This window comes from Streptomyces sp. NTD91, from assembly GCF_059510455.1.
Genome location: NZ_JCAJZW010000012.1, coordinates 73200 through 99711, shown reverse-complemented (window position 1 = coordinate 99711; position 26512 = coordinate 73200). Strand labels below are relative to the sequence as shown.

At 72.5% G+C, this 26512-nt stretch carries 21 protein-coding genes and 1 pseudogene; 10 read left to right on the top strand and 12 right to left on the bottom strand.

What is annotated here, in order from left to right; genetic code table 11:
* Positions 1-2 precede the first annotated feature (2 nt).
* On the top strand, positions 3-2333 hold the full coding sequence (locus AC5WRT_RS15500; protein ID WP_496093864.1) for an excinuclease ABC subunit UvrA: 2331 nt from the start codon (positions 3-5) through the stop codon (positions 2331-2333).
* Here the strand turns inward: AC5WRT_RS15500 and AC5WRT_RS15495 are convergent.
* The 5 genes from AC5WRT_RS15495 to AC5WRT_RS15475 all read right to left on the bottom strand — a co-directional run bounded on the left by AC5WRT_RS15495 (position 2309) and on the right by AC5WRT_RS15475 (position 7639).
* Complete coding sequence (locus tag AC5WRT_RS15495) at positions 2309-3262, bottom strand: lysophospholipid acyltransferase family protein (RefSeq protein WP_496093863.1); 954 nt, start codon at positions 3260-3262, stop codon at positions 2309-2311. The two genes, AC5WRT_RS15500 and AC5WRT_RS15495, sit on opposite strands and share 25 nt — an antisense overlap.
* Entirely contained in the window at positions 3262-4032 is a 771-nt protein-coding gene (locus AC5WRT_RS15490) for a GNAT family N-acetyltransferase (protein WP_496093862.1), read from the bottom strand. Before AC5WRT_RS15490 ends, AC5WRT_RS15495 begins: the two co-directional genes overlap by 1 nt.
* A gap of 238 nt (positions 4033-4270) precedes the next feature.
* Positions 4271-5020: a succinate dehydrogenase/fumarate reductase iron-sulfur subunit gene (locus AC5WRT_RS15485; RefSeq protein WP_496093861.1), complete on the bottom strand. Its 750-nt coding sequence runs from the start codon at positions 5018-5020 to the stop codon at positions 4271-4273.
* Complete coding sequence (locus AC5WRT_RS15480) at positions 5017-6966, bottom strand: fumarate reductase/succinate dehydrogenase flavoprotein subunit (RefSeq protein WP_496093860.1); 1950 nt, start codon at positions 6964-6966, stop codon at positions 5017-5019. Before AC5WRT_RS15480 ends, AC5WRT_RS15485 begins: the two co-directional genes overlap by 4 nt.
* A gap of 1 nt (position 6967) precedes the next feature.
* Positions 6968-7639: a succinate dehydrogenase gene (locus tag AC5WRT_RS15475; protein ID WP_496093936.1), complete on the bottom strand. Its 672-nt coding sequence runs from the start codon at positions 7637-7639 to the stop codon at positions 6968-6970.
* Between the two features lie 119 nt (positions 7640-7758).
* Between AC5WRT_RS15475 and AC5WRT_RS15470 the strand changes: the two genes are divergently transcribed.
* Positions 7759-8643, top strand: a complete 885-nt coding sequence (locus tag AC5WRT_RS15470) for a LysR family transcriptional regulator (protein WP_496093859.1) — start codon at positions 7759-7761, stop codon at positions 8641-8643.
* A gap of 103 nt (positions 8644-8746) precedes the next feature.
* Here AC5WRT_RS15470 and AC5WRT_RS15465 read toward each other — a convergent pair whose 3' ends face one another.
* The 3 genes from AC5WRT_RS15465 to AC5WRT_RS15455 form a co-directional block, all read right to left on the bottom strand.
* A complete protein-coding gene (locus tag AC5WRT_RS15465; protein ID WP_496093858.1) occupies positions 8747-10891 on the bottom strand; it encodes a putative bifunctional diguanylate cyclase/phosphodiesterase in 2145 nt (714 codons plus the stop codon).
* Complete coding sequence (locus tag AC5WRT_RS15460; RefSeq protein ID WP_496093857.1) at positions 10888-11700, bottom strand: SAM-dependent methyltransferase; 813 nt, start codon at positions 11698-11700, stop codon at positions 10888-10890. The genes AC5WRT_RS15465 and AC5WRT_RS15460 overlap by 4 nt, the downstream gene beginning before the upstream one ends.
* A gap of 282 nt (positions 11701-11982) precedes the next feature.
* Positions 11983-12930 (bottom strand): SCO0930 family lipoprotein, encoded by a 948-nt coding sequence (locus AC5WRT_RS15455; protein ID WP_496093856.1) that lies wholly within the window; start codon positions 12928-12930, stop codon positions 11983-11985.
* A gap of 737 nt (positions 12931-13667) precedes the next feature.
* On the opposite strand from AC5WRT_RS15455, the gene AC5WRT_RS15450 reads away from it, so the two are divergent.
* Both AC5WRT_RS15450 and AC5WRT_RS15445 read left to right on the top strand, forming a co-directional pair.
* Entirely contained in the window at positions 13668-13796 is a 129-nt protein-coding gene (locus AC5WRT_RS15450; RefSeq protein WP_496093855.1) for a hypothetical protein, read from the top strand.
* A gap of 31 nt (positions 13797-13827) precedes the next feature.
* Positions 13828-14592 (top strand): bestrophin-like domain, encoded by a 765-nt coding sequence (locus AC5WRT_RS15445; RefSeq protein WP_496093854.1) that lies wholly within the window; start codon positions 13828-13830, stop codon positions 14590-14592.
* Positions 14593-14702: 110 nt separating this feature from the next.
* Here AC5WRT_RS15445 and AC5WRT_RS15440 read toward each other — a convergent pair whose 3' ends face one another.
* On the bottom strand, positions 14703-15389 hold the full coding sequence (locus AC5WRT_RS15440; RefSeq protein WP_496093853.1) for a hypothetical protein: 687 nt from the start codon (positions 15387-15389) through the stop codon (positions 14703-14705).
* Between the two features lie 333 nt (positions 15390-15722).
* Here AC5WRT_RS15440 and AC5WRT_RS15435 point away from each other — a divergent pair, with 333 nt between their 5' ends.
* Positions 15723-16406, top strand: a complete 684-nt coding sequence (locus AC5WRT_RS15435) for a class F sortase (RefSeq protein ID WP_496093852.1) — start codon at positions 15723-15725, stop codon at positions 16404-16406.
* 49 nt (positions 16407-16455) lie between these two features.
* Here AC5WRT_RS15435 and AC5WRT_RS15430 read toward each other — a convergent pair whose 3' ends face one another.
* Positions 16456-17292: a polysaccharide deacetylase family protein gene (locus AC5WRT_RS15430; RefSeq protein ID WP_496093851.1), complete on the bottom strand. Its 837-nt coding sequence runs from the start codon at positions 17290-17292 to the stop codon at positions 16456-16458.
* 114 nt (positions 17293-17406) lie between these two features.
* The gene (gene lysX, locus AC5WRT_RS15425) at positions 17407-20685 is read right to left on the bottom strand and encodes a bifunctional lysylphosphatidylglycerol synthetase/lysine--tRNA ligase LysX (RefSeq protein ID WP_496093850.1); all 3279 of its coding nucleotides are present in this window, start codon (positions 20683-20685) and stop codon (positions 17407-17409) included.
* Positions 20686-20905: 220 nt separating this feature from the next.
* Here lysX and AC5WRT_RS15420 point away from each other — a divergent pair, with 220 nt between their 5' ends.
* Positions 20906-21385 carry a universal stress protein gene (locus AC5WRT_RS15420; RefSeq protein ID WP_496093849.1) on the top strand — a complete coding sequence of 160 codons (480 nt, stop codon included), beginning with the start codon at positions 20906-20908 and terminating at the stop codon, positions 21383-21385.
* On the opposite strand, the gene AC5WRT_RS15415 is transcribed toward AC5WRT_RS15420, so the two are convergent.
* Positions 21348-22580 (bottom strand): MFS transporter, encoded by a 1233-nt coding sequence (locus AC5WRT_RS15415; protein WP_496093848.1) that lies wholly within the window; start codon positions 22578-22580, stop codon positions 21348-21350. The genes AC5WRT_RS15420 and AC5WRT_RS15415 overlap by 38 nt on opposite strands.
* A 108-nt stretch (positions 22581-22688) precedes the next feature.
* Between AC5WRT_RS15415 and AC5WRT_RS15410 the strand changes: the two genes are divergently transcribed.
* The 4 genes and pseudogenes from AC5WRT_RS15410 (at position 22689) to AC5WRT_RS15395 (ending at position 26482) form a co-directional block, all read left to right on the top strand.
* Positions 22689-23645: a LysR family transcriptional regulator gene (locus AC5WRT_RS15410; protein ID WP_496093847.1), complete on the top strand. Its 957-nt coding sequence runs from the start codon at positions 22689-22691 to the stop codon at positions 23643-23645.
* A gap of 50 nt (positions 23646-23695) precedes the next feature.
* Positions 23696-25120: an amino acid permease gene (locus tag AC5WRT_RS15405; protein WP_496093846.1), complete on the top strand. Its 1425-nt coding sequence runs from the start codon at positions 23696-23698 to the stop codon at positions 25118-25120.
* Between the two features lie 125 nt (positions 25121-25245).
* Positions 25246-25812: pseudogene (locus AC5WRT_RS15400) on the top strand (sigma-70 family RNA polymerase sigma factor).
* Positions 25813-25966: 154 nt separating this feature from the next.
* Complete coding sequence (locus AC5WRT_RS15395; RefSeq protein ID WP_496093845.1) at positions 25967-26482, top strand: hypothetical protein; 516 nt, start codon at positions 25967-25969, stop codon at positions 26480-26482.
* Positions 26483-26512 lie beyond the last annotated feature (30 nt).

Sequence of the window (26512 nt, the reverse complement as noted above, 5' to 3'; positions counted from 1 at the left end):
CTATGCGCAGCCCACATGATCCCTGCGTCCGTGTCCGAGGCGCGTGCGAGCACAACCTCAGGGGCGTCGACGTGGACATCCCACGGGACGTACTGGCCGTGTTCACCGGGGTGTCCGGCTCGGGAAAGTCGTCCCTGGCGTTCGGCACGATCTACGCCGAGGCACAGCGGCGGTACTTCGAGTCGGTCGCGCCGTACGCGCGCAGGCTGATCCACCAGGTCGGGGCGCCCAAGGTCGGCGAGATCACCGGGCTGCCGCCCGCGGTCTCGCTGCAGCAGCGGCGCGCGGCCCCCACCTCGCGCTCCTCGGTGGGCACGGTCACCAATCTCTCCAACTCCCTGCGCATGCTGTTCTCCCGCGCCGGGGAGTATCCGCCGGGCGCCGAGCGGCTCGATTCGGACGCGTTCTCGCCGAACACCGCGGCCGGCGCCTGCCCTCGGTGCCACGGCCTGGGCCGGGTGCACGACACCACCGAGGAGTCGCTGGTCCCGGACCCCTCGCTGTCCATCCGTGAGGGCGCCGTCGCCGCCTGGCCCGGCGCCTGGCAGGGCAAGAACCTGCGCGACATCCTCGACGCGCTCGGGTACGACGTGGACCGGCCCTGGCGCGAGCTGCCCGCCGGCCAGCGGGAGTGGATCCTGTTCACGGACGAGCAGCCGGTCGTCACCGTGCACCCCGTGCGCGACGCCGACCGCATCCAGCGGCCGTACCGGGGCACGTACACGAGCGCCCGCCGGTATGTGCTGAAGACCTTCTCCGACACCAAGTCCGCGTCCCTGCGGGCGAAGGCGGAACGGTTCCTGACCAGCGCCCCCTGTTCCCTGTGCGGGGGCAGCCGGCTGCGCCCGGAGGCGCTCGCGGTGACCTTCGGCGGCCGGACCATCGCCGAACTGGCCGCGCTGCCGCTGACCGACCTGGCCGCCCTGCTGCACGGCCCGGACGAGACCGCACGGGTCCTCACCGAGGACCTGAAGTCCCGCATCGCACCGGTGGCCGAGCTGGGCCTCGGCTACCTCAGCCTCGACCGCTCCACCCCCACCCTGTCGGCGGGCGAGCTGCAACGACTACGGCTCGCCACGCAGTTGCGGTCCGGGCTGTTCGGCGTGGTGTACGTGCTGGACGAGCCGTCCGCCGGACTGCACCCGGCGGACACCGAGGCGCTGCTGGCCGTGCTGGACCGGCTGAAGGCCGCCGGCAACTCGGTGTTCGTGGTGGAGCATCATCTGGACGTCGTGCGCGGCGCCGACTGGCTGGTGGACGTGGGCCCCGGCGCGGGCGAGCACGGCGGACGCGTGCTGTACAGCGGGCCGCCGGCCGAACTGGCGTCGGTGGAGCAGTCGGCGACCGCCGCGTACCTCTTCGACGAGTCACCGGGGCCGGCGCGTGAAGTCCGTGCGCCCCGCGGCTGGTTGAAGGTGGGTCCGGTGACCCGGCACAACCTGCGCGCGGTGACGGCCGAGTTCCCGCTCGGCACCTTCACCGCCGTCACCGGGGTCTCCGGGTCGGGGAAGTCCACGCTGATCGGCGAGCTGACGGAGGAGTCGGCGGGCGTGGACCGCCTGGTCAGGGTCGACCAGCGGCCGATCGGCCGCACCCCTCGTTCCAACCTGGCCACCTACACCGGCCTGTTCGACGTGGTGCGCAAGGCGTTCGCCGGCACCGAGGAGGCACGGGCACGCGGATACGGCGTCGGGCGGTTCTCCTTCAACGTCGCCGGGGGGCGCTGCGAGACCTGTCAGGGCGAGGGGTTCGTCAGCGTGGAGCTGCTGTTCCTGCCGAGCACGTACGCGCCCTGCCCGGACTGCGGCGGCGCCCGCTACAACCGCGAGACGCTGGAAGTGGCGTACCGGGGACGGAGCATCGCCGAGGTGCTCGACCTGACGGTGGAGGCCGCGGCGGAGTTCTTCACCGGCGTCCCGGCCGCCGCCCGGAGCCTGGGCACCCTGCTCGACGTGGGCCTCGGTTATCTGCGGCTCGGGCAACCGGCGACCGAGCTGTCCGGCGGCGAGGCCCAGCGGATCAAGCTGGCGAGCGAGTTGCAGCGCGCCCGGCGCGGCCACACCCTCTACCTGCTGGACGAACCGACCACCGGGCTGCACCCGGCCGACGTCGAGGTCCTCATGGACCGGCTGCACGGGCTCGTCGACGCCGGGCACACGGTGATCGTGGTCGAGCACGACATGACGGTGGTGGCCGACGCGGACTGGGTGATCGACCTGGGCCCGGGCGGAGGTGACCGGGGCGGGCGGATCGTGGCGGTGGGTACTCCGTCCCGAGTGGCCCGGACCGGGGGCAGTGTCACGGCGCCCTATCTGGCGCGGGTCATGCCCTGAGCCGTGCGGGTGGTGCGCAGGCGGCGCCCTGCCGCGTCCGGGGCTGAAGGACGGCGCGCAAGGACCGGACCGGCGCACCACCCGGGCGTGTCCGCCTCCTGTGGCACGAGGACGGCGTGTGTCCGGTCCGGTCCGCCCACGCGCCCCGGCTGGGCGGCCCGGGCCAGGGACTTGCGGGTGGTGTGGCGGCCGGCCGGGATGACCGGGAGTATCTGCACCTCGGCGATCAGGCCCCGGGTGCGGGCAACCCGCCACAGGGAGGCGAACAGGGAGTCCTCGCCGACGAACGCAGCCGCCGTGCTCGGTCCGCCGTCCGCCTGCCGGTAGCGCAGGCCGACGGGCTGCACCGGCACGCCCGCGTCGAGCGCGGCCTGGAAGACGGCCCGGTGGAAGCGGCCGTGGGCGCGCCCGCACCAGGTGCTGCCCTCGGGGAACGCGGCCACGGCCGCGCCCTCGCGCAGGGCCCCGGTGATCCGGGCGACCGTCTCCGGCAGGGCCCGGATCCGGTCCCGCTCGATGAACAGAGCACCGCCCCGGGCGGCCAGCGCGCCCGCCACCGGCCACTGCCGGATCTCGGCCTTGGCGAGCATCCGGGCGGGGCGTACGGCGGCCAGCAGCGGGATGTCCAGCCACGAGACGTGGTTGGCGACCAGCAGCAGTCCGCCGGCCGGTGCGGCGGTGCCGGTGACGCGGACCCGGACCCCGACGGCCCACACGATCGCCCGGCACCACCGCCTGACCCACTCGGCGGGGATCCTCCCCCGCCGGCGGGGGCACCCCCAGCAGAGCGGGGACAGCGCGATCCCGGTCAGGACCAGGAGCACGACCGCCGTCAGCCGCAGCACGGCACGGGGTACGGCCGCCACGGCCCGGGCCTGCTCCACACAGCCGCCCGGGGTGCAGGGCGCGCTGGGCAGCCAGACGCTCATCAGGCCGGCACGAGGGAGAGGAAGTGCCGCAGATAGCGCGGGTCGACCCGGCGCATCGACAGCAGCACGTACAGGTCGGCCACCCCGAAGTCCGGGTCGTGGGCCGGCTCGCCGCACACCCAGGCGCCCAGGCGGAGATAGCCGCGCAGCAGGGCGGGTAGTTCCCCGGGCCCGGCGGGGGCCTCGGCGTTCGGGATCCAGGGCAGCAGCGGCCGCACCCGGAACTCCTCGGGGGCCAGGTGCTTGGCGCGCACCCGCTCCCAGGTCGCCGTCGCGAGGGTCCCGCCGTCGGCGAGCGGCACCGAGCAGCAGCCAGCGAGCCACTCGTGCCCGCGGTCGACCATGTAGCGGGCCATTCCGGCCCAGATCAGGCTGATGACGGCGCCGTCGCGGTGGTCGGGGTGCACACAGGAGCGGCCGACCTCGACCAGCCCGGGCCGGATCGCGTCGAGCGCCCCCAGTTCGAACTCGCCCTCCGAGTAGAGCCGGCCGGCGACGGCGGCCCGCTCCGGCGGCAGCAGCCGGTAGGTGCCGACGACCTGTCCGGTGACGGTGTCGCGCACCAGCAGGTGGTCGCAGTAGGCGTCGAAGGCGTCGATGTCGTGTCCCGGCTGCGGCGTGGCCAGCAGGGCCCCCATCTCACCGGCGAAGACGTCGTGCCGCAGCCGCTGCGCGGCCCGCACGTCGTCCTCGTCACGGGCGAGGGTGACGGTGTAGCGGGTCGGCGCGGCGGGCTGCGGGGGGCGGTCGAGGGTGGAAACGCCGGTCATGGCTCTCTCCTGGTCACGGGCCGGGTCGGCGACGGCGGCGGCGGGCGCTGCGTACGGCCCGCCGCTCCTGTTCTTCCGACGCCGGTTGGCGTGCGCGTGACGTGTGCCGGGAGAGGGGATGTGGGGATGTTGAACGCCGGGGTGCCGGCGCTGACGGGAAACCAGACGGGGCCGGTGAGCACCACCCCCGGCCCCGCCCGTTCGCCCGTGCGACGAACGTCCTCTTCCCCGTGGGGCGCTACCGCTTCCCCGCCTTACGGGTGGCCCGCAGCCACTCCCTGTTCATGTTCGTGATGGACATCAGCGGAATGCCCTTCGGGCAGGCGGTCGCGCACTCCCCCGTCAGCGTGCACCCGCCGAAGCCCTCCGCGTCCATCTGCGCCACCATGTCCAGCACCCGCGTCTCCCGCTCGGGCGCGCCCTGCGGCAGCACGTTGAGGTGGTTGACCTTGGCGGAGGTGAACAGCATCGCCGCGCCGTTGGGGCAGGCGGCCACGCACGCCCCGCAGCCGATGCACTCGGCGTGCTCGAAGGCGTAGTCGGCGTCGGACTTCGGCACCGGCGTGGCGTGCGCCTCCGGCGCGGACCCGGTGGGCGCGGTGACGTAGCCGCCGGCCTGGATGATCCGGTCGAACGCGGACCGGTCGACGACCAGGTCCTTGATCACCGGAAACGCGGCGGCCCGCCACGGCTCGATGTCGATCGTGTCGCCGTCCTTGAAGGACCTCATGTGCAGCTGGCAGGTGGTGGTGCGCTCCGGCCCGTGCGCCTCGCCGTTGATGACGAGGGAGCAGGCGCCGCAGATGCCCTCGCGGCAGTCGTGGTCGAAGGCGACCGGCTCCTCGCCGGACAGGATGAGCTGCTCGTTGAGGAGGTCCAGCATCTCCAGGAAGGACATGTCGGACGAGATGCCGTCCACCTCGTACGTGGACATGGCGCCTTCGGCGCCGGCGTTCTTCTGGCGCCAGACGCGCAGGGTGAGCTTCATGCGTAGCTCCGCTGGGTGGGGTGGACGTACTCGAAGACCAGGTCTTCCTTGTGCAGGACGGGAGCATCGCCGGTGCCGGTGAACTGCCAGGCGGCCGCGTAGCCGAACTCGTCGTCCTTGCGGGCGGCCTCGCCGTCCGGGGTCTGCGACTCCTCGCGGAAGTGGCCGCCGCAGGACTCGGTGCGGTGCAGCGCGTCGAGACACATCAACTCGGCGAGCTCCAGGTAGTCGACGATCCGGTTGGCCTTCTCCAGCGACTGGTTGAGCTCCTCGCCGGTGCCGGGCACCTTGATGCGCCGCCAGAACTCCTCGCGGATCTGGGGGATGCGCTCCAGGGCCTTGCGCAGCCCGGAGTCGGTGCGGGCCATGCCGCAGAACTCCCACAACAGCTCGCCGAGTTCGCGGTGGAAGGAGTCGGGGGTTCGGTCGCCGTCGACGGACAGCAGCCGCCGCAGCCGGTCCTCGGTCTCGGCCAGCGCCTCCTGGACCACCGGGTGGTCGGGGGCCACCGGGTCCTGGTGCGGGTTGCGGGCCAGGTAGTCGTTGATGGTGGCCGGCAGTACGAAGTAGCCGTCGGCCAGGCCCTGCATCAGCGCGGATGCGCCGAGCCGGTTGGCGCCGTGGTCGGAGAAGTTGGCCTCGCCGATCGCGAACAGGCCCGGGACGGTGGTCTGCAGGTCGTAGTCGACCCACAGGCCGCCCATCGTGTAGTGCACGGCCGGGTAGATCCGCATCGGCACCTCGTACGGATCCTCGTCGGTGATCCGCTGGTACATGTCGAAGAGGTTGCCGTACTTGGCCTCGACCGCCTCCCGGCCCATCCGCCTGATCGCGTCGGCGAAGTCCAGGTAGACGCCCTGGCCGCCGGGGCCGACCCCCCTGCCCTCGTCGCAGACGTTCTTCGCGGCGCGGGAGGCGATGTCACGCGGGACCAGGTTGCCGAAGGACGGGTAGATGCGCTCCAGGTAGTAGTCGCGTTCGTCCTCGGGGATCTCGTTCGGCGGGCGGGTGTCGCCCTTGGCCCTGGGCACCCAGATCCGGCCGTCGTTGCGCAGCGACTCGCTCATCAGCGTCAGCTTGGACTGGTGGTCGCCGGTGCGCGGGATACAGGTCGGGTGGATCTGTGTGAAGCAGGGGTTGGCGAAGTACGCGCCGCGCCGGTGCGCCCGCCAGATGGCGGTCGCATTGGAGTTCATGGCGTTGGTCGACAGGTAGAAGACGTTGCCGTAACCGCCGGAGGCGAGCACGACGGCGTCGGCGAAGTACGTGTCGATCTTCCCGGTGACGAGGTCCCGGGCCACGATCCCGCGCGCCCGGCCGTCGACGACGATCAGGTCCAGCATCTCGGTGCGCGGGTGCATCTCCACGTTCCCGGCGGCGATCTGCCGGCTGAGTCCCTGGTAGGCGCCGAGCAGAAGCTGCTGGCCCGTCTGGCCGCGGGCGTAGAAGGTGCGGGAGACCTGGACGCCGCCGAAGGAACGGGTGTCGAGCAGGCCGCCGTACTCGCGGGCGAAGGGCACGCCCTGCGCCACGCACTGGTCGATGATCTCCACCGAGATCTGCGCGAGCCGGTGGACGTTGGACTCACGGGCGCGGAAGTCGCCGCCCTTCACGGTGTCGTAGAACAGGCGGTGGATCGAGTCGCCGTCGTTGCGGTAGTTCTTGGCGGCGTTGATGCCTCCCTGCGCGGCGATGGAGTGGGCGCGGCGCGGGGAGTCCTGGTAGCAGAACTGGACCACGTGGTAGCCCTGTTCGGCCAGGGTGGCGCCCGCGGAGCCGCCGGCGAGGCCCGTACCGACGACGATGATCGTGTGCTTGCGCCGGTTGGCCGGGTTGACCAGCTTGGCCTCGAAGCGGCGCTTGTCCCAGCGCTCGTGGACCGGGCCGGCCGGGGCCTTGGTGTCGGTGACCGGCTCGCCCGTCGTGTAGTTCAGGTATTCGGTCATGTCAGCTCACCACTCCGGTCATGACGCCCACGGGTACGGCGATGAATCCGGCCGTGAGCAGCAGCGCGAGGACGTTGGCGACGGTCTTCAGGGCGCGGTCGCGGGCGCGGCTGCCGACGCCGAGGGTCTGGGCGGCGCTCCAGAAGCCGTGCCGGATGTGCAGGCCGAGCGCGAGCATCGCGACGATGTAGATGACGTTGCTGTACCAGTGGGAGAAGTCGTCGACGACGTTCTGGTACGGGTGCCCGCTGCGGAAGTGGCCCGGGTGCACGGTGCCGGTGGTCAGGTCCAGGAGGTGCCAGACGATGAACAGGCCGAGGACGATCCCGCCCCAGCGCATGGTGCGGGTGGCGTAGCTCGCCCGGGGCCTCGCGTGCACGTACTTGCTGGGCCGGGCCCTGATGTCGCGGCGGCTGAGCTGGTAGGCGGAGGTGGCATGGGCGACCACGGCGACGACCAGCACGATCCGGATGAGCCAGAGCGTCCACTCGTAGTGCATGAAGGGTTCGCCGACGGTGCGCAGCCAGTGGGCGTAGTGGTTGAACTCGCCCGCGCCGAAGAAGATCTTCAGGTTGCCGATCACATGGGCGACCAGGTACAGCAGCATGATCACGCCGCTGACGGCCATCACCGTCTTCTTGCCGACGGAGGAGTCCCACATCGTGCGCGCCATGGACGGCCGTCGGTCCGTCCGCGTTGCCAGAGCCATGACCAGCACGCTAGGGCCGAAGGACCCCATCGGTCCAAGACATGGTGTGGCTTGTTTCCATAGGTGGAAGCTATTCTCGCAGGATGCAGTTCCAGCAGCTCCAGTACTTCGTCGCCGTCGCCGAGACCCGGCACTTCACCCGCGCCGCCGAGCTGGTCCATGTCGCCCAGCCGTCGCTGTCGCAGCAGATCAAGGCGCTGGAGCGGGAGCTGGGCGCGGATCTGTTCCTGCGTGCCCGCGGCAACATCGCGCTCACCGACGCCGGTGAGGCGCTGCTGCCGCTGGCCCGGCGGATCCTGGCCGACGCGGACACCGCCCGGCACGAGGTGCAGGAGCTGGTACAGCTGCGGCGGGGCCGGGTGCGGCTGGGCGCGACGCCGAGTCTGTGCACGGGCCTGCTGCCGGACGTCCTGCGCGCCTTCCACGACCGCTACCCCGGAATCCAGCTGCTGATCGAGGAGGGGGGCTCGCACGACCTGGTACGGCACCTGGCGCGCGGAGCCCTCGATCTCGCGCTGGTCGTCCTGCCGCTGCCGACGCCGGCGCCCGCGCTGTCGACGGTGGAGCTGCTCCGGGAGGACCTCGTCGTGGTGTCCTCACCCGAGGCGACGGCCCCGGGGCGGGGCGGGCGGGTCGTGCACGTCGCCGACCTGGAGGGCGAGCGGCTGGTGATGTTCCGGCACGGGTACGACCTGCGGGAGCTGACCGTGGCGGCGTGCCGCTCCGCGGGGTTCGAGCCGGAGTTCGCCGTCGAGGGGGGTGAGATGGACGCGGTCCTGGGGTTCGTCCGAGCGGGGCTGGGCGTGGCGGTGGTGCCGCGGATGGTGGCGACGCGGGCGGGACTGGGGTTGCGGGTCACTGCGCTGGCCCGGCCGGGACTGCACCGGACCATCGCCCTGGCGCACCGCAGCGACGTCGCGCCGCCACGGGCCGCGCGGGAGCTTCAGCGGATGCTGCTCGAGCGGTGACCGGTGTCCGGGTGCGCATGCGCGTGGTGGCCGGCCACGGGCTCCCCAGGGGCGCGGGGAGCCCGTGGCCGGCCACGACGGATCCGTGGCCCGAAGGGGCCGGTCAGCCCGTGGCGTCGACCAGGGCCAGGTCGTGCAGCCGCTCCGGTGGGCCCGGGCGGGCGTAGTACCAGCCCTGGGCCGTGTCGCAGCCCAGTATCCGCAGCTGTTCGGCCTGGGCGCCGGTTTCCACGCCCTCGACGGTCACCGCGAGGTCGAGGCTGTGGGCGAGGGAGACGATCCCTTCGACGATCTTCAGATCGACGGGATCGGCGGGGAACCTCTGCATGCCCTGGGTGAAGGAGCGATCCAGCTTGAGCACCCGCACCGGCAGGCGGCGCAGGTTGGCGAGGTTGGAGTAGCCGGTGCCGAAGTCGTCCAGGGCGATGTCGACGCCCATCTCGGCGAGCCGGTGCAGCGGTTTGAGCAGGTCGTCGTCGGCGCCGATGAGCGCGGACTCGGTGACCTCCAGGCACAGGACGTCGGGGGTGACGCCCGCGCGCTCCAGGATGTCGACCGTGTCCTGCACCAGGCCGGGATGGCTGAGCTGGCACGGCGACAGGTTGACGTTGATGCGCAGCGGCCCGGCGGCTTCCTCCTGGGCGTGCCGTTCCCGCCAGGCGCGCGCCTGCCGGATGGACTCCTCCAGCACCCAGCGGCCGAGCGGGACGATCAGGCCGGTGTGCTCGGCGAGCGGGATGAAGCGGTCGGGGCCGAGGACGCCGTGCTGCGGGTGCAGCCAGCGGACCAGGGCCTCCGCACCCCGGACGCTGCCGTCCCCGAGGTGGACGAGGGGCTGGTACTCGATGAAGAACTCACCGCGCTCCAGGGCCGTCGGCAGGGCCGTGGTCAGGCCGTGCCGGGTGATCGCACGGGCGTCGGCCTCCGGGTCGGCGAGTTCGGACCGGTTGCCGCCCGCCGATTTGGCCCGGTACATGGTGATGTCGGCGCTGCGGAGGACCTCGGCCGCCGTACGCTCGCCCGCCGGGCCCTCGACGATGCCGAGGCTGCCCCGCACCAGCAGGTCACGCCCGTCGATGCTGACGGGCGTGACGAGGGCGTTCATGATGCGCTCGGCGAGTTCGTCGACCTCGCGCTCGGTGCCCGGCCCGGTGGTCAGGGCCACGAACTCGTCGCCGCCGAGCCGGGCGACCATCTCGCCGGGCGCGGTCGCGCAGGACTGCAGCCGGTCGGCGACCTCCACCAGCAGCCGGTCGCCGGCCGCGTGCCCGAGGCTGTCGTTGATGGTCTTGAAGCCGTCCAGGTCGAGGTAGCACAGGCCGAAGCGCTGGCCCTCGCCCGCGTTCAGCGCCTTCTCCAGGCGCTCGAAGAACAGGCTGCGGTTGGGCAGGCCGGTGAGCGCGTCGTGGGTGGCCTCGTAGCGCAGCCGCAGGTTGAGCAGGCGCCGCTCGGTGGTGTCCTCCATGAGCGCGAGCTGGTACTGCGGATCGCCGTCGGCGTCGCGCAGCAGGGAAACCGTCAGGTTGGTCCACAGGACCGTGCCGTCTGGGCGGTTGAAGGCCTTTTCGAGGTGGTAGTGCTCACGCTCGCCGCGGACGAGTTCGTCGTAGAGCTTCCACGTCTGCGGCGCGTCCTCGGGGTGCACCCAGTCCTGGACGCGGCGGCCGCGCAGGGTCTGGTCGGAGAGCCCGAACATGCGCAGCAGCGCCTCGTTGACCTGCAGCACGTTGCCGTCGAGGTCGGCGATTCCGATCCCTATGGCCGCGCCCTCGAAGACCGCCCGGAAGCGGGCCTCGCTGGCGTGCAGGGCCTGCGCCACCACCCCCTGGGCGCGCAGTGCGGCCTGGGCGATGGACTCCTGCTCGGCGAGGGTCCGCGCGCGCAGCGCCTCGGCGTATCCGGCGGCCATCGCGTGCTGCAACCGCGAGCAGCGCAGGCGCGGTTCTTCCTGGGGGCCGTCCTTCGCGCAATACAGCACCAGATAGGCGTCGACGCAGTCCAGGGTGCGGGTGAGCGCCTCGGGGTCGGTGCAGTGCGCGGCGACCAGGGCGGCGCCGATCGCCTTGGCGCGGTCCCCGTCGAAGCCGCGTGCCCGCAGCAGTTCGCTCAACCGGCGTGCGAGCGGGAGGAGTTCCTCCTCGAACTCCGCACGGGTCAGCGACGTCGAGGTCACCGGGTAGACCGCCCGGCTCCAGATCGTCGTGAACCGGCGCAGTCTGTCCTCCGGCCCGTCCGGCCCGGCGCTCACGCCGTACGCCCCACGCCGGCGAATCCGGAGAAGGCGAACGGGTCCTCGTCCTCCGGCGCCGACTCCGGCCGCCACTGCGGCATCGGCACCAGTCCGGGTTCCACCATGTCGTACCCCTCGAAGAACCGCGCGATCTCCTCGCGCGAGCGCATGATGAGTGGATTGCGAATGTCCTTGTATACGTCCACCGCACCCTCGGCCCGCTCGGCGGGCAGCGGGATTCCCTCGTACGAGGCATGGGTGAGGATCAGCAGGCTGCCGGGCGCGAGCGCGTCGCGCAGCTCGGCGACCGCAGCATAGGGGGCGTCCGCGTCTTCCACGAAGTGCAGTATGGCAACGAGGAGGAGGGCGACCGGGCGGTTCAGGTCGATCAGCCGCTCCACCTGGGGGCTGGCGAGAATCTCCCGCGGCTTGCGCAGGTCCGCGGCGACCACGTCGGCGTCGGCGTTGTCCGCCAGAACCGCCTGGCTGTGCGCGACGGCGACCGGGTCGTGGTCGACGTAGACCACGCGGGCGCCCGGCACGGCCGCCTGGGCCACTTCGTGGACGTTGCCGAACGTCGGGATGCCGGAGCCGACGTCGAGGAACTGGCTGATGCCCTCGGCGGCCGCGAACCGCACGGCCCGGCGCATGAACGCCCGGTTGGCCTGCATGACCTTCGGCAGGCCCGGCATGAACTCCATCGCTTTGCGGGCCGCTTCCCGGTCCACCTCGAAGTTGTGCGAACCGCCCAGGTAGAAGTCGTAGATCCGCGAGACGCTCGGCACCGAGATGTCGATGCTCCGGGGGGCCCAGGCGGGGCGCTCCATGTGTCTCTCCCAGGGTAGGCGACAGGGACAGGCGATCCGGTGTTCGAGCTGAGGCTACTGATCGCCCGCCAACGGAGCGACCCGAACCGGAAATTGCCCGTCCGTTCCCCGCCACTGCCTGCGCGTCGACTGTCGCGTGTGCCGGGGTTTGCCCGTGTTGCGTGTGCCGTTCGCCGGAGGCAGGACCACGCACAACGGTCCGCCCCCTCCGTGCGGTGCGGAGGGGGCGGACCTTCGGTGGCGCTCCGGGTCGGGCGGGGCGATCGACCCTGGGGAGGTGATCTAGTGGCCCGGCGCGCCGACCGGCTTTCCGTCGGGCGAGACGGCGTACCAGGTGCCGCCCACGCCCTGACCGTTGGTGTCTCCGGGGGCCTTGTCCCCGGAGAAGGTGTAGATCGGCCAGCAGTTGACCGTCATCTGCCGCACGCCGTCGGGACGGGTGAAGCCCATCAGGCCCTTCTTCTTGACGCCCTGGGTGTCGTCGGGCCTGACGATGCCCACGGCCGGCCACTTCTCCAGGCAGGCCCCGGTGCAGTTGGAGACGGACTTCGGCCAGGCCTTGTCCTTGAGGAAGCGGTAGACCGTCATGCCGTTCTTGTCGACGACGATGTCGCCGAGCTTGGGGTCCTTGCGGACGGACAGGCCGGGCAGGGAGGCCAGGGAGGCCTTCTTCCCGGTGGGGGCGAGCGCGAACCACTTGCCGCCCACGCCCTGGCCGTTGACGTCACCGGCCTTGACGTCCTTGGCGTAGCGGTAGGCGGGCCAGCCGGCGATGGTGAGCTGCTTGGTCCCGTCGGGGCGCGTGACCTCGCCCAGCAGCGCCTTGTCGATGCCGGCACCGGCCGTGGCGTCGTTGGCCGGCACCGGCGGCCAGGTGGTGGCACAGGCGCCCTCGCAGTTCGACTTGGGCGGACTCGCGGTGTCCTGGTCGAACCGGTACAGGGTGATGCCGGAGCCGTCGGTGAGGACCTTGCCCAGGTTGGCGTTGGTGGCCACGGTCAGCTTGCCCGCGGGGGCGGCCGGGGCCGGCGAGCCGGAGCTCTGGTTCCCGTCGGCGCCGTAGCCGTTGCCGGCTCCGGTGCCGGCGGTCGGGCTGCCCGCGGGCGCGGTGGCCCCTACGTTCTGCGCCGCCGAGGACGGGGTGCCGTTGTCCTGACCGCACGCCGTCGTCAGCGCCAGCACCGAGATGGCTGTGGCCACCATCGAGGCGGTCCGCCAGGAGGTCTTCATCTCCAACTCCCCATGTCTGCCTGGTTGTTGCAGCGCCTTGCCGCGCCGCCGCACGGTCATGGGTACGCAGCGAGGGGGCGGGAGCGTTCAACGGCGAGGGAAGTTCTTACGGAATTTCTTTGCGGGCCCTGTGATCCGTGCCGCCGGTGCGCGGCTCGCAGGGGCGCGCACATCCGGCCAGGCGCACGGCTCACCCTGTCAAACCATTGATCGCGACATTCCCTCCTTTCGGAGCAATCAGGGGCCACCACGGCGTACGACCGGTTCGCGCGACACATGATCTCCGCGTGCATGGACCCGAAGTGACCCGATGCGCGTCCGCCTCACGGCTGTTGGCCCTGATGACGCTGACCTGGACGCTGCTCGGCTGCCCCGTGGGCAGCGCGTCGGCCGACGCCTGTGCGTACGCCTCGACGGGCCCGGACGGCACGGTGGCGGCGGCCTACGCGGGGGACGACCACCGGCCGTCCCCGCCGCCCTGTCCGGCGCCCATCCCGCCCCCGTGCCCGCCCACGCCGACTCCGACACCGCCCCCGAAGCCGCCACCGCCGACGCCCCGGCCGGAACCGACACCGGGGCCGCGGTCACCCAGGCCCAGGCCGGTGCCGCGGCCCGCTCCGAGACCGCGCCCGCAGGCCCGGCCGGCCCCGGCACCGCCCGCACCGCGGCCCACCCAGACCCCTGCGCCCGTTCCACCGCCGAAGCCGAGACCGGCCCCGCGGCCCTCGGTGACACCGGTGACCTACCCGGCCTACCACCCGCGTCCCGCCGCACACGTCCCGCCCGGTCGTACCACGCCGGTCGCCTACGTGCTGCTCATCACCGTTCCGGCGATCGTCGCCGTCGCGGCCCTGCGCCCGCGCTGACGCGCAGGCCCCTCACCTCTGGAGGTATCCGTTGCCGGATTGGCTTGTTCTCGTCATCGCGATGCTCGCGGCCTGTGCCGTGGTGGTGGCCGTCACCGTCCTGCGGCACAAGCGGGCTCCCGAGGACGAGGACCCCAGCGAGACCCCGGACGTCATCGAGTACATGACGATGTGGATCGGCGTCGTGTACGCGATCGTCCTGGGTCTCGCCATCGCGGGTGTGTGGGAGGCCCGCGGCGCCGCGCAGGACCACGTGCAGTCCGAGGCGCAGGCCCTGCACGAGATCTCGGAGCGGGTCCGGGTGTATCCGCCGGACGTCCGCGACCGGATCCGCGCCGACGTCAACACCTATGTCGGCTATGTCGTCCATCACGAGTGGAGGACGATGGCCCACGACGAACGCGTCACCGACCACGGCGCCGAGCTGTTGCAGAAGGTCCGTCAGGACGTCACCGACTACCGGCCGAAGAGCGACTTCGAGGCGCAGGCCTACCAGCCGCTGCTGGACCAGATGACCGCCGCCGACCAGGCGCGAAACGCCCGCGCCGACTCCACCGGGGCCACCATGCCGCCGGTGGTGTGGTGGGGGCTGCTCACCGGGGCGCTGGTCACCGTGGGCATGGTGTTCGCGCTGCAGATCCGGCGCACGAGACGCGAACTGGTCCTGGCCGGGCTGTTCTCCGCGACCATCGCGTTCATGCTGTTCCTCATCTGGGAATTCGACTCCCCCTTCAGCCGCGGCATCGCGGTGAGCGCGGAACCGTTCGTCAGTCTCTTCCGAGGTGTCGCCGGGTAGTCGCCGGCCGTACGAGCGTTCGCCCCCGAACGGCGGCACACCCGCGTCCCATGGGGCCTGCCCCCGCACACGGGTGTGCGGCCGTTCCCCCACGGACGGATGCCGGAACGTCAGGTGCGCTTCTCGCTCCGGCGGCGCAGCCAGTGCCCGCCGCCTCCGACGACCGACAGGGTCACGAGCCCCGCGCCGATGGCCATGTCGGCCGGCGTGGCGCCGGTGGATCCGGTGCCACCGACACCGCGGAGCACGGCGAAGGCGTCCGGGCCGACCGGCCTTCTGCCGTCGCAACGGACGGTGGGACGGCCGGGTCGGGCGGCACGGTCGAGCCGGATGCCGGCCCGCGAGGAGCCGTCGCCGAACCCGTCGAGTCCGGTGGTGGGCAAGGCGCGGGAGGACATCGTGCCGCCGTCGGGACAGCTGTCCGGGCCGACGGTGGGCCGCCCGCCCGGCGGGAGCACGCCAGGCGTGGCGACGACGCCGCGCGGTCCGCCCTCGCCGCTGTCCGTGAAGCCGTCCGGGCGATCTGCGGATTCGCTGTCCCGGCCGCCGTTTCCGTCGTCGTCCGCCCGGCCGCTCTTCCCGTTGCCGTCCTCTCGGCCGGACTCGCCGGCCCCGCCCGGGTCGTGCCCGCGGTTCCCCTCGTCGTAGGCGCGACTTTCAGGGGAACCGCGGCCGGCGCCCGTGCTGGTGTACGGGACGCCTCCGTCGCCCATGCCGTCCGCGACGGCCACCGGGGTGGCGAGCCCGAGCACGGCTGCCGTCGCCCAAGCAGCCGCCAGGGCACGTTGGTTGCGCATGTGAACCTCCGCGGGAGGCGCCCGGGGCTTTCCCCGGTCGATCGGCGAGAAAACACCTCCCGGGACGACACTCGATCGCACGGAACACGCCCGCACGTCGAGAATCGTCTGTTCTGGTGACACAACAGGCGACAAGAAAAGCACACAATCGGATATTGTCGCAGATCACGTACCGTCAGGAAGTTCCCGTGAACGGCAACTCGGATGGCGCACCGCCCAGGCACCGCGGCCACCCGTTCGCCGCTCACCCCGTCGCCCGCCGTGCGCGTGGGGACTTAGCGTTCTCCCATGCGCGAGGGACGTGGTGACGGCCGCGCGGAGAGGGGATGGCGAATGTCTGCGTCCGAGCTCTACGGAATGGGCGAGGAGGAGCGGCGAAGGAGGCGTGCCCCGTGGGGCGTGACAGCGCTGCTTCTGCTGACCGGCATCGCGCTCATCCGCAACGGTTCGGGCGAGTTCGACGTCGGCCCGCCGCAGCCGGCTTCGGCGGCCGCCCCGGACAGCCGGCCCGGCCCGGGCACCCCCGCGGGGGACACCTCCTCCACGGCACCGGCGCCGCTCGCGTTCTCCGCCGCCGCCCGGGTGCGGATCCCCGCGATCCGGGTGGACGCGCCGGTGATGCCGGTGACTCTGGGCGAGGACGGCCGGATCGACGCGCCCCCGCCGGACAACCCGGACCTGGCGGGCTGGTTCACCGGCGCGGTCTCCCCCGGCGAGAAGGGCACGGCCGTCGTCGTCGGCCACGTGGACAACAAACAGGGCCCCGCCGTGTTCTACGGACTCGGGACCCTCAGGAAGGGAAACCGGATCGAGGTTCTGCGCAAGGACGGAAAGACAGCGGTGTTCGAGACCTATGGCGTCGAACTCTTCCCCAAGAGCGGTTTTCCGGGCGACCGCGTCTACGGCTCGAAAGGAACTCCGGAACTGCGGGTCATCACCTGTGGCGGGGGCTTCTCCAGGCAGCACGGTTACGACGGGAACGTGGTCGTCTTCGCCCGCCTGGTCGCGGTGGGGTGAACCACCGCGACCAGGCGGGCCGAGGTCGGGGAACAGACCCCGAAGACGATTACGCGCGCCGTTTCGGCACGGTCATGCGATATCCGGAATCGAGGAGTCGGGGCAGCCATTCACGCATCGCGCGAACGGTCTGCGAACGGTCGCCCCCGGCATCGTGGGAGAGCACCACGACACCGGGGGCGGCGCCGCTCTCCACCCGGCGGACGATGGTCCTGACCCCCGGCGTCATCCAGTCGGTGGTGTCGACGGTCCAGGCCAGCGGCTCCATGCCCATCTCGGCGCCCAGCTGGAACACGGCCCGGTTCCAGGCGCCGTAGGGCGCGCGGAACCACTGCGGGCGCTCCCCGTAGGCGTCCTCGATGACGTCGCTGGTGCGCTTCATCTCGTCGTGGATCTCCCTGCGGCTGAGGGTCGTCAGCAGCGGATGCGTCCAGGTGTGGTTGCCGACGACATGACCCTCGTCGGCCATCCGGGCCACCAGCTCTCGGTTGTCGGCGACACACTCGCCGCACAGGAAGAACATGGCGCGTACGCCGTACTCGGCGAGGGTGTCCAGGACGTGCGGGGTGTAGTCCCGGTCGGGTCCGTCGTCGAAGGTCAGCATCATCCGCCGGCCGTTCCCCGGGATCCGCACGAGGGGTTCCGTGTGGATCCGCAGCGTGTGCGGCGCGGCCGACGGCGGTCCGTAGCCGGTTTGCGGCTGGAGCCGGAACGCGGAGGGTCCGCGCGCCTGACGGGCCTGCGGGCCGGGGACGGGAGGGGCGGCGGCCGTGTGACCGTCCCCGGCGCCGCCCGCCAGGACGGCTCCGGCGGTACCCGCGGCCCCCAGCGCGGCGGCGCCGGCCAGGAGCATCCGGCGCCGCGTGAACAACTGATCCTTCTGCATGACTCACCACTCGCCCACACACCGCTCCGGCGCACCGCAACGACACCGGTACGGGCGTGGGAACTGCACCCGGACGGCCCAGCGCGGCGGCCCTGAGGACGGAAGACGCGGGGCTCAGCGGCGGCGCACCAGCGGGAACGGCAGGGTCTCCCGGATCGTCAGGCCGGTGAGGAACATGACCAGCCGGTCGACGCCGATGCCGAGTCCGCCGGTCGGGGGCATGGCGTACTCCAGCGCCTGGAGGAAGTCCTCGTCCAGCTCCATGGCTTCCGGGTCGCCCCCGGCGGCCCGCAGTGACTGCTCCGTCAGCCGCCGGCGCTGCTCCACCGGGTCGGTCAGCTCCGAGTAGGCCGTACCGAGTTCGATGCCGAAGGCGACGAGGTCCCAGCGCTCGGCGAGCCGCGGGTCGGCGCGGTGCTGCCGGGTCAGCGGGGACACGTCGGTGGGGAAGTCCTTGTAGAAGGTGGGGGCCCCGGTGCGTTCCTCGACCAGCCGCTCGTACATCTCCAGCGCGATGTCGCCGGGCCCGTCGTCGGCGGTGTACGGTACCCCCGCCCGGTCGCACAGCCGGTGCAGCCGCAGCAGTTCGGTGCCGGGGCCGATCTCCTCCCCCAGCACCTCGGAGATCGCGCCGTACACGGTCTTGACCGGCCACCGGCCGGAGAGGTCGTACTCCTGCCCGTCCCGGCGGGCCACCGGGGCGCCGAAGGCGGCGGTCGCCGCGCCCTGGATCAGCTCCCGGGTGAGGTCCAGCATCACCTCGTAGTCGGCGTACGCCTGGTAGGCCTCCAGCATCGTGAACTCGGGGTTGTGCTTGTAGGAGACGCCCTCGTTGCGGAAGGTGCGGCCCAGTTCGAAGACCTTCTCCAGGCCGCCCACACACAGCCGCTTCAGATACAGCTCGGGGGCGATGCGCAGGTGCAGGTCGAGGTCGTAGGCGTGGATGTGGGTGGTGAAGGGGCGGGCGTTGGCGCCGCCGTGGATCTGCTGGAGCATCGGGGTCTCGACCTCTATGTACCCGCGGTCCAGCAGTCCCTGCCGCAGCGCCTGTACGGCGGCCGAGCGGGCCCGGATCACGGCGCGGGCGGCGGGGCTGGTGGCCAGGTCGACATAGCGGCGGCGGACCTTCGCCTCGGGGTCCGCGAGGCCCCGGCGCTTGTCGGGCAGCGGGCGCAGGCACTTGCCGGTGAGCTGCCAGGAGGTGACGAAGACGGTGGGCTCGCCCTTGTCGCTGAGATCGGCGCGGCCGGTGACGATGATGTGGTCGCCGATGTCGCATCCGGCGGTGAAGCGGTCGAGGGCGTCGCCGCAGCGGTCGCGGGTGAGGGCGATCTGGTGGTCGCCGGACCAGTCGCGCAGCACGGCGAAGACGATGCCGCCGAAGTCGCGGACCAGCATGAGGCGTCCGGCGACGGTGACGTCCGCGCCGGGGGGCACGTCGGCGAGGGCGTGGGTGGGGGCGGGGACGCCGACCGGGTAGGGGTCGGTGCCGGTGGCGCGCAGCCCGGCGAGCCTGCGGTGCCGGACGCGGACCTGGTCGGGCAGACCCGCCTGTGGTGCGGCGGCCCCGGCCCGCTGCCCTCGGTCGAGGCCGAGCGCGGCCAGGGACGGCAGACCGTGCGTGGTCGTGGGCCGCTGCCCGTTCCTCGGGTGCCCCTTTCCCCAGAGCTTGCGCAGCGACGGCACGGAGACGAAGCCCTCGGCGATGCCGGAGGCCAGGCCGATGCGGGCGAGGGCGGCGGCGTCGCCGTAGCAGAGGAACCTCGGATACCACTCGGGGTGGTACTTCGCGTTGGAGCGGTACAGGGCCTCCAGCTGCCACCAGCGGGAGAAGAACAGCAGCAGCCGGCGCCACAGCCGCAGCACCGGTCCGGCGCCGATGCGGGCGCCCTCCTCGAAGACCGACCGGAAGACCGCGAAGTTCAGCGAGATCCTGCGGATGCCGAGCTTGGGCGCCGCGGCGCACAGTTCGGCGACCATGAACTCCATGACTCCGTTGGGGGCGGCGCGGTCGCGGCGCATCAGGTCCAGGGAGACGCCGTCGCGGCCCCAGGGCACGAAGGAGAGCAGGGCGAGCAGCCGGCCGTCCTCGCCGAGAGCCTCCACCAGCAGGCAGTCGCCGTCCGCGGGGTCGCCGAGGCGGTCCAGCGCCATGGAGAAGCCGCGCTCGGTCTCGGTGTCGCGCCAGGCGTCGGCCTTGTCGACGGTCTCCTCCATCTCCCGCTCGGTGAGGGTGGCGTGCCGGCGGATCCGGCAGGTGGCGCCGGTACGGCGGACCCGGTGCACGGCCTGCCGCGTCACCCGCATGTCCCGGCCGTTCAGATCGAAGGAGGCCACGTGCACGATCGCCTCGTCACCGAGCTGGAGGGCGCCCAGCCCGGCGCGGCAGTAGGTGCGGGCACCGTCCTCGGAGGCGCCCATCACCGCGGGCACCCAGGCGTAGCGGCGGGCCACGTCCAGCCAGGCGGCGATGGCGTGCGGCCACGCCTCCGTGTCGCCGACGGGGTCTCCGCTGGCGAGGCAGACGCCGGCCTCGACGCGGTAGGTGACGGCGGCCTTGCCACTGGGCGAGAAGACGGCGGCCTTGTCGCGGCGGGTGGCGAAGTAGCCGAGGGAGTCCCGTTCGCCGTAGGCCGCGAGGAGGGCGCGGATGCGGGCCTCCTCGTCGCCGTGCAGGGCCGCCTCGAGGCGCTGCGAACGGAACAGGGTCGCCGCGGCGTTGAGCAGGGCGAGGGCACCGAGCAGGCCGAGCACGAAGGTGACCTCGCGGGGCGGGCGGCCGGCGAAGGAGCTGCTCGAGGCCAGTCCGCCGCAGACCCGGTCGGCCGCCCAGGCCAGGCGCTGGCTCGCCGGCAGCGTGCCCGGGAACATCTCGACGAGCGCCCAGCCCAGCAGGATGGCCAAGACGAGGCCGCCCAGCAGCACGGCGAGCGCCCGCCAGACCGCTCCGCGGCGGGAGGCGGCGTAGAACTCCCGGCGGGCCACGACGAGCAGGACCAGCAGCAGGCCGCACAGCACCAGCGACGGCAGTGACTCGGCGTACATGCCGAGGCCCACGCCGAGGGCGTCGGTGAGGACGACCAGGCCCAGATAGACGACGACCAGCCACCAGGCGACCTTCTTGCGGGCGGCGGTGGCGGCGGCGAGCAGGAACAGGAAGACGGCGTAGGCCAGGTTGGCGCTGATGGGCACCAGCACCAGGTCGAGGGCGTGGGCGACCGGGCGGAGCAGCCGGCGCAGCGGTTCGACGAGCGCCAGCAGGGCGCACAGCAGGCCGAGCGCCGCGAAGAGGGTCGCGAAGGCCTCGGGCGCCCAGCCCAGCCGCCGGCCGGCGGGCGGGCGCATCGAGGCCGTGACGTCCCTCCGTGCGGCGGGCTCCGCGCTGGCGGTCATGGTTCCGACTGTAGAAAGGCGCCGCCCGGCTCGCCCGTCGAGAGGGCTCCGGGAGGGCCCGGGCGTGGGGTGCGGGCGGGCGGGACGGCGCGGGCGGCCCTCCCGCGCCCCGAACCGGGCCTGCCCGCCGCACGAGCGGTGCGCCGCCGATGCCGTCCCACCTGGCTCGGACGGCCGCCGCGGCTCAGCGGGAAGCGGGGATTCCGATAACCTCACGGCCGTGACGGAACAGCACTCGCACTCCTCCTCGCAGCCGCACCGGTTCGAACGTGGTACGGACGGGCCGAAGGTCATCGTCGTCGGCGTGGACGGCTCCGACTCCAGCTTGCGTGCCGCGGCCTACGCGGGCGGGCTCGCCCGGCGCCAGCGCGCGCTGCTGGCCGTCGTGTACGTGCAGCCGGTGCTGGCGGCAGGGGCGGCGCTCGGGGCGCCGGTGGCGGAGACGACCGACGAGATCGCCGAGGACCTGGTCACGTACATCCGGGAGGCGGCCGAGCGGGTCAGGGGGATATTCGAGGTGCGCTGGGAGTTCCACACCTTCCGCGGCGACCCCTACAGCGGGCTGGTGAAGGCGGCCGACGAGCTCAAGGCGGACGCGGTGGTCGTGGGCGCCTCCGAGCAGGCCGGCCACCGGATCATCGGCTCGGTCGCGATCCGGCTGGTCAAGGCGGGGCGCTGGCCGGTGACGGTCGTGCCGTGACCTCCCGCGTCGCCCGCAGCAGCAACGGTGGCGTCGCCAGGAGCAGGACGCCCGCCACGGCGATGGCGGCGCGGGGACCGGCGAGGCTCGCGAGCAGGCCCCACAGGGCGGTCAGGGCGGCCGTGGTGGCCTTGCCGGTGACCGACCAGGCGGACAGGGTGCGGGCGACCCGGTCGTCGGGGGTGCACTCCAGGCGGCGGGTGGCGTACACGGGGCTGTAGACGCCCGAGCAGGTGATCAGCCCGAACTCCAGGACCATCACCAGCAGCAGGCCGGGCAGCCCGGGCCGGACGAAGGCCAGGCCGACGGGCCAGACGGCCCGCAGGGTGCCCGCGGCGCGCAGCACCCGCAGCTGCCCGTGGCGGGCGACCAGCGGGCGGGCCAGCCGGGAACCGAGGAGGCCGCCGAGGCAGGGCACGGCGAAGGCGAGGCCGTACTGCCAGGGGGCGAAGCCGAGCGGACCGAGCATGAGGACGGCCAGCGGCGGCGCGGCGACCATGATCAGGGCGTTGGCCGCCAGGTTGTTGAAGAACAGCGGCCGCAGCTCGGGACTGGTGAGGATGTGCCGCCAGCCGTCGAGCAGGTCGGCGGCGCACAAGCGCCGCACGCGGGTGTGTCCGGGGCTCGGCTCGCCGCCGCCGACGGCTCGGATGCCCAGCGCCGACAGCAGGAAGCTGACCGCGTTCGCCGCGACGGTCGTCACCGGGCCGAACAGGCCGATGGCGGCGCCGCCGAGGGGCGGTCCGAGGACCAGGGCGGTCCAGTTCGTGGCCTCGAACCGGGCGTTCGCGGTGAGCAGCCGGTCGGTCGGCACGAGCGACTTCAGGAAGGCGCCGGAGGCCGCGTTGAAGGTGATGTCGGCCGCCGCGACGACGACGGACACGAGCAGCAGCTGGCCGAGAACCAGGCCGCCGAGCGCGTAGGCGGCGGGGACGGTGAGCAGTGCGGCGCAGCGGACCAGGTCCATCGCCATCATCACCGGCCGTTTGCGCCGGAACTCCACCCACGGCCCGAGCGGTGTCGCGGCCACGGCGCCCACCGCGGGCCCCGTCGCGGCGAGCAGCGCCACCTCGGCCGGGCCGGCGTGCAGCGCGATGACCGCGATCACCGAGAACGCGTCGAAGGCGAGGTAGGTGCCGAGCGCGCTCACGGCGTACGCGGCCCACAGCCGTCCGAACCGTCGACCCAGCCCCATGCACAACCTCCCGTTGACCCCGGACATGAAAACCAGCAGGCCGGGGCCGGAGCAAACAACCGGAAGGGCATCAGCCACAACCACTGGTTGTACGAGTAGGGTGGCGGCGTGGACCTCAAGGCCGTGCGCACCTTCGTCACCGTGGCGGACACCGGGCAGTTCCAGGAGGCCTCGGCGGTCCTCGGGGTCACCCAGCAGGCCGTCTCCAAGCGGATCGCGGCGCTGGAGAGGGAGCTGGGGGTGCGGTTGTTCACCAGGAGCGCCCGGGGCGCCGAGCTGACCGTCGACGGCCATGCCTTCCTGCCGCACGCGCGTGAGCTGCTGGTGGCCGAGGAGCGCGCGGCCGCCTCCGTGCGGCGCGGGCGGCGGCCCCTGCGGGTCGACGTGGTCGGTGCGCGGCTCGCGCCGGCGGGGCTGTTGCGCGACTTCCACGAGGCGCACCCGGACATCGCCCTGGACGTCGTCACGCTCTTCGACGTGGATTCGGCGCTCGCCGCCCTGCGCTCGGGTTCGGTCGACGCGTCCTTCCGCGCCGTGGCCATGCCGGGCCGACCGCTGCCCAGGGGCATCGAGGCCGCGCCGGTGTACGACGAGCCGATCCAACTGCTCACCGGCCCGGGACACGCCCTGGCCGGCCTCGGCTCGGTCTCGCCCGGTGAGCTCGCCGGGCATCCGATCTGGATGCCGGGCATCGTGGAGGGCACCGAGTGGGCCGCCTTCTACGCCTCCCTCGCCGCCGAGTTCGGGCTCACCATCGACTCCTCGGGACCGAACTTCACCGGGGCGGTGCAGGACGCCGTCGCCGGTTCCGACGTCCTGGCGACCCTCGTCAGTGAGCGGACCCGGCCGGCCTGGCCGGCCGGACACGATCTGCGCCGCATCCCGCTGCGCGAGCCGACACCCGTCTACCCGCACTCCCTGTTGTGGGTCACCGCCAACCCGCATGCGGCGCTCCCCGTCCTGCGCGCCCACCTCACCGGCGGGCCGTCCGCCCGGCCCGCCGGCGGCCGCACCTGGGCGCCCGCCTGGGCCGTGCGTGGCGTCTTCCCTGTGCCTCGGCCCTGAGCCATCATGATCCGGCGTCAGCCGTTGCCGTCGGCGAAGAGGTGAGGGGCATGGCCAGGCTCCGTGCGGGCGAGGGGATTCTCCGGCGCAAACCGATCGAGCACATCGAGGAGACCGAGGTCGGTGAGGGCACCCGGCTGGACCGCTCGCTCGGGCTGTGGCAGCTCACCGCGATCGGGGTGGGCGGCATCATCGGCGCCGGCATCTTCACGCTCGCGGGTACGGTGGCCAACGGCACGGCGGGCCCCGCGGTGCTGGTGTCGTTCCTGATCGCCGGTATGGCGAGCGCCTGCGCGGCGCTGTCGTACGCCGAGTTCGCCGGGCTGATCCCGAAGGCGGGGTCGGCGTACACCTACGGCTATGCGGTGCTCGGCGAGTTCGCGGGCTGGTTCATCGGCTGGGACCTGCTGCTGGAGTACACCGCGATCGTGGCGGTGGTGGCCATCGGCATCTCGGGCTACTTCGGCTTCCTGGTCGAGGAGATGGGCGCGAAGCTGCCCGCCTGGATGCTGGGTGCGCCCGACACCGGCGCCGGGCACCGGGTCGATCTCTTCGCGGTGATCCTGTGTCTGCTGATCGCCTGGCTGCTGAACCTGGGCATCCGCAGCGCGGCCCGCTTCGAGACCCTCGTGGTGGCGCTGAAGGTGCTGGTGGTGCTGCTGGTGATCGGTGTGGGCGTGTTCCACATCGACTCGGCGAACTACCACCCGTTCTTCCCGTTCGGCATCGGCGGTGCCTTCACCGGCGCGGCGACCGTGTTCTTCGCGGTGTTCGGCTACGACGCCATGTCGACGGCGGCCGAGGAGTCCAAGGACGCCCAGCGGCACATGCCGAAGGCGATCATCTACTCGCTGGTGATCTCGATGATGCTGTATGTGGCGGCCTGTCTGGTGCTCACGGGCATGCAGGACTACCGGCGCATCGACCCGGAGAGCGGATTCTCCTCCGCGTTCAAGTCCGTGGGTCTGCAGGCCCTTGCGGACGTGATCGCGGTGGGCGCGATCATCGGCATCCTCACGGTGATGTTCACGTTCATGCTGGGTGTGACCCGGGTGTGGTTCTCCATGTCCCGTGACGGTCTGCTGCCCCGGTGGTTCGCCAAGACGCACCCGACGCGGCACGTGCCGACCCGGGTGACCTGGATCGTCGGCCTGGCCTCGGCCGCCATCGCCGGGTTCGTCCCGATCGGCTCGGCGGCCGAGCTGACCAACATCGGCATCCTGCTGGCGTTCGTGGTGGTGTGCGTGGCGGTGATCGTGCTGCGCTACCGGCATCCGGAGCTGCCGCGCACCTTCCGTACGCCGTGGATGCCCTTCGTGCCGGCCCTGGGGTGCGTCTTCTCGGTCTGGCTGATCACGTTCCTGCACTGGGAGACCTGGGTGCGGTTCGCGGTGTGGTTCACGATCGGGTGCCTGATCTACTTCGGCTACTCCTACAAGCGCTCGGTGCTGGCCCGGGTGCGGCCCGCCGAGTGACCGGGCGGGGCCGGCGGTGCCCTGGCGGACCGTTCGTCCGACCGTTCGCCGACCCGATCGACCGTCCGTCGCTCCGGCGGCGCCGCGCCCTGTCCCCCGGCCGCCCCCCGCGCTGCCATACGGCCATGACGGCCGGAACCTCCCTCACCCGCACGGCGGCGGCACCCCCACGGTTCGACGACCGCCGAGCACGAACTGGCCGCGCTCCAGCGCGAGCACGGCGGACCGCTCTTCGCCCTGCTGCCCAGGCTCTGCGACGGCGACCGGCAGCGGGCCGAGGACCTCGTCCAGGAGACCCTGGTGCGCGCCTGGCTGCATCCCGAGGCGCTGCACGCGGAGGACTTCGACTCCGTACGGCCCTGGCTGCCGACGGCCGCCCGCCGGCTCGCCATCGACGCCCGGCGGGCCGCCGGGTCCGGCCGCCGGAGACCGGTGCCGAACTGCCCGAGGACGCGCGGGTGACCGCCGATAACGCCGAACGGGCCGCCGCGATGCTCGATGTCCGCCGGGCTGTGAAGACACTCACGCCGGAACACCGTGACGTCCTCGTACTCGTGTATTTCCTCGGTGCCAGTGTGGCGGAAGCGGCGCGGACCCTGGGTGTCCCACCCGGTACCGTGAAGTCCCGCGCGTACTACGCGCTGCGCGCGCTGCGCCGGGTCCTTCCGGATTATGCGGCCGACCTGCACTGAAACCGGAAGCGAAGCAAAGCCTTCGCAAAGCGCCTTGCTGTGGCCCCCGTCGGGGCAATGGGCTGTCCTCATCCGCGTTCCCGGGCGGGCCGGGGCTGCGATCCCGGCGGGGCTCGGGGGACGAGGGCACGTACCGGAGGAAGGGCAGGAAGGGATGCAGCACAGAGGGCACGAGAGCACGGACGGCACCGACGGCGGTGAACTGACCGTCCCCATGGCCTGGTTCTACGCCGAGTACATCGCCGACGAACTGCTGCGCACCGGCGATCTGATGCCGCCGACGTCCTTCGAGTTCCGGGCCGGCCGGGACGCGCTGGCGCTCACCGTCTTCCTTTCCGACACCGACGGCGAGCTCTCCGGTATCCGGGTGATCTCCCAGCTGGAGAACTGGCTGTCCCTGACCGCCTACGACCAGCCGTGGCGGGAGTGGGTGCACGCACGCATGAGCGAACTGACCGAGCAGGCCGACCGGTCCGGCACCCGCTCCCCCGATGCGGCCCTCGCCGCGGACGCCTGGCGCTGGCTGGAGGAGACCGAACTGCTCGCCCCGGACCTGGACGCGGTGCCGGGCGGCGGCGCGCCGGCCGGTGAGGACGAGGGGCCGAAGGTGTGGACGCCGGCCTGGCGGCTCGGGCTGCCCCTCGGGCACCTCGCCATCCACCTGTTCTGACCGCGCGCCGCGGCCCCGGCGAAGTTTTCC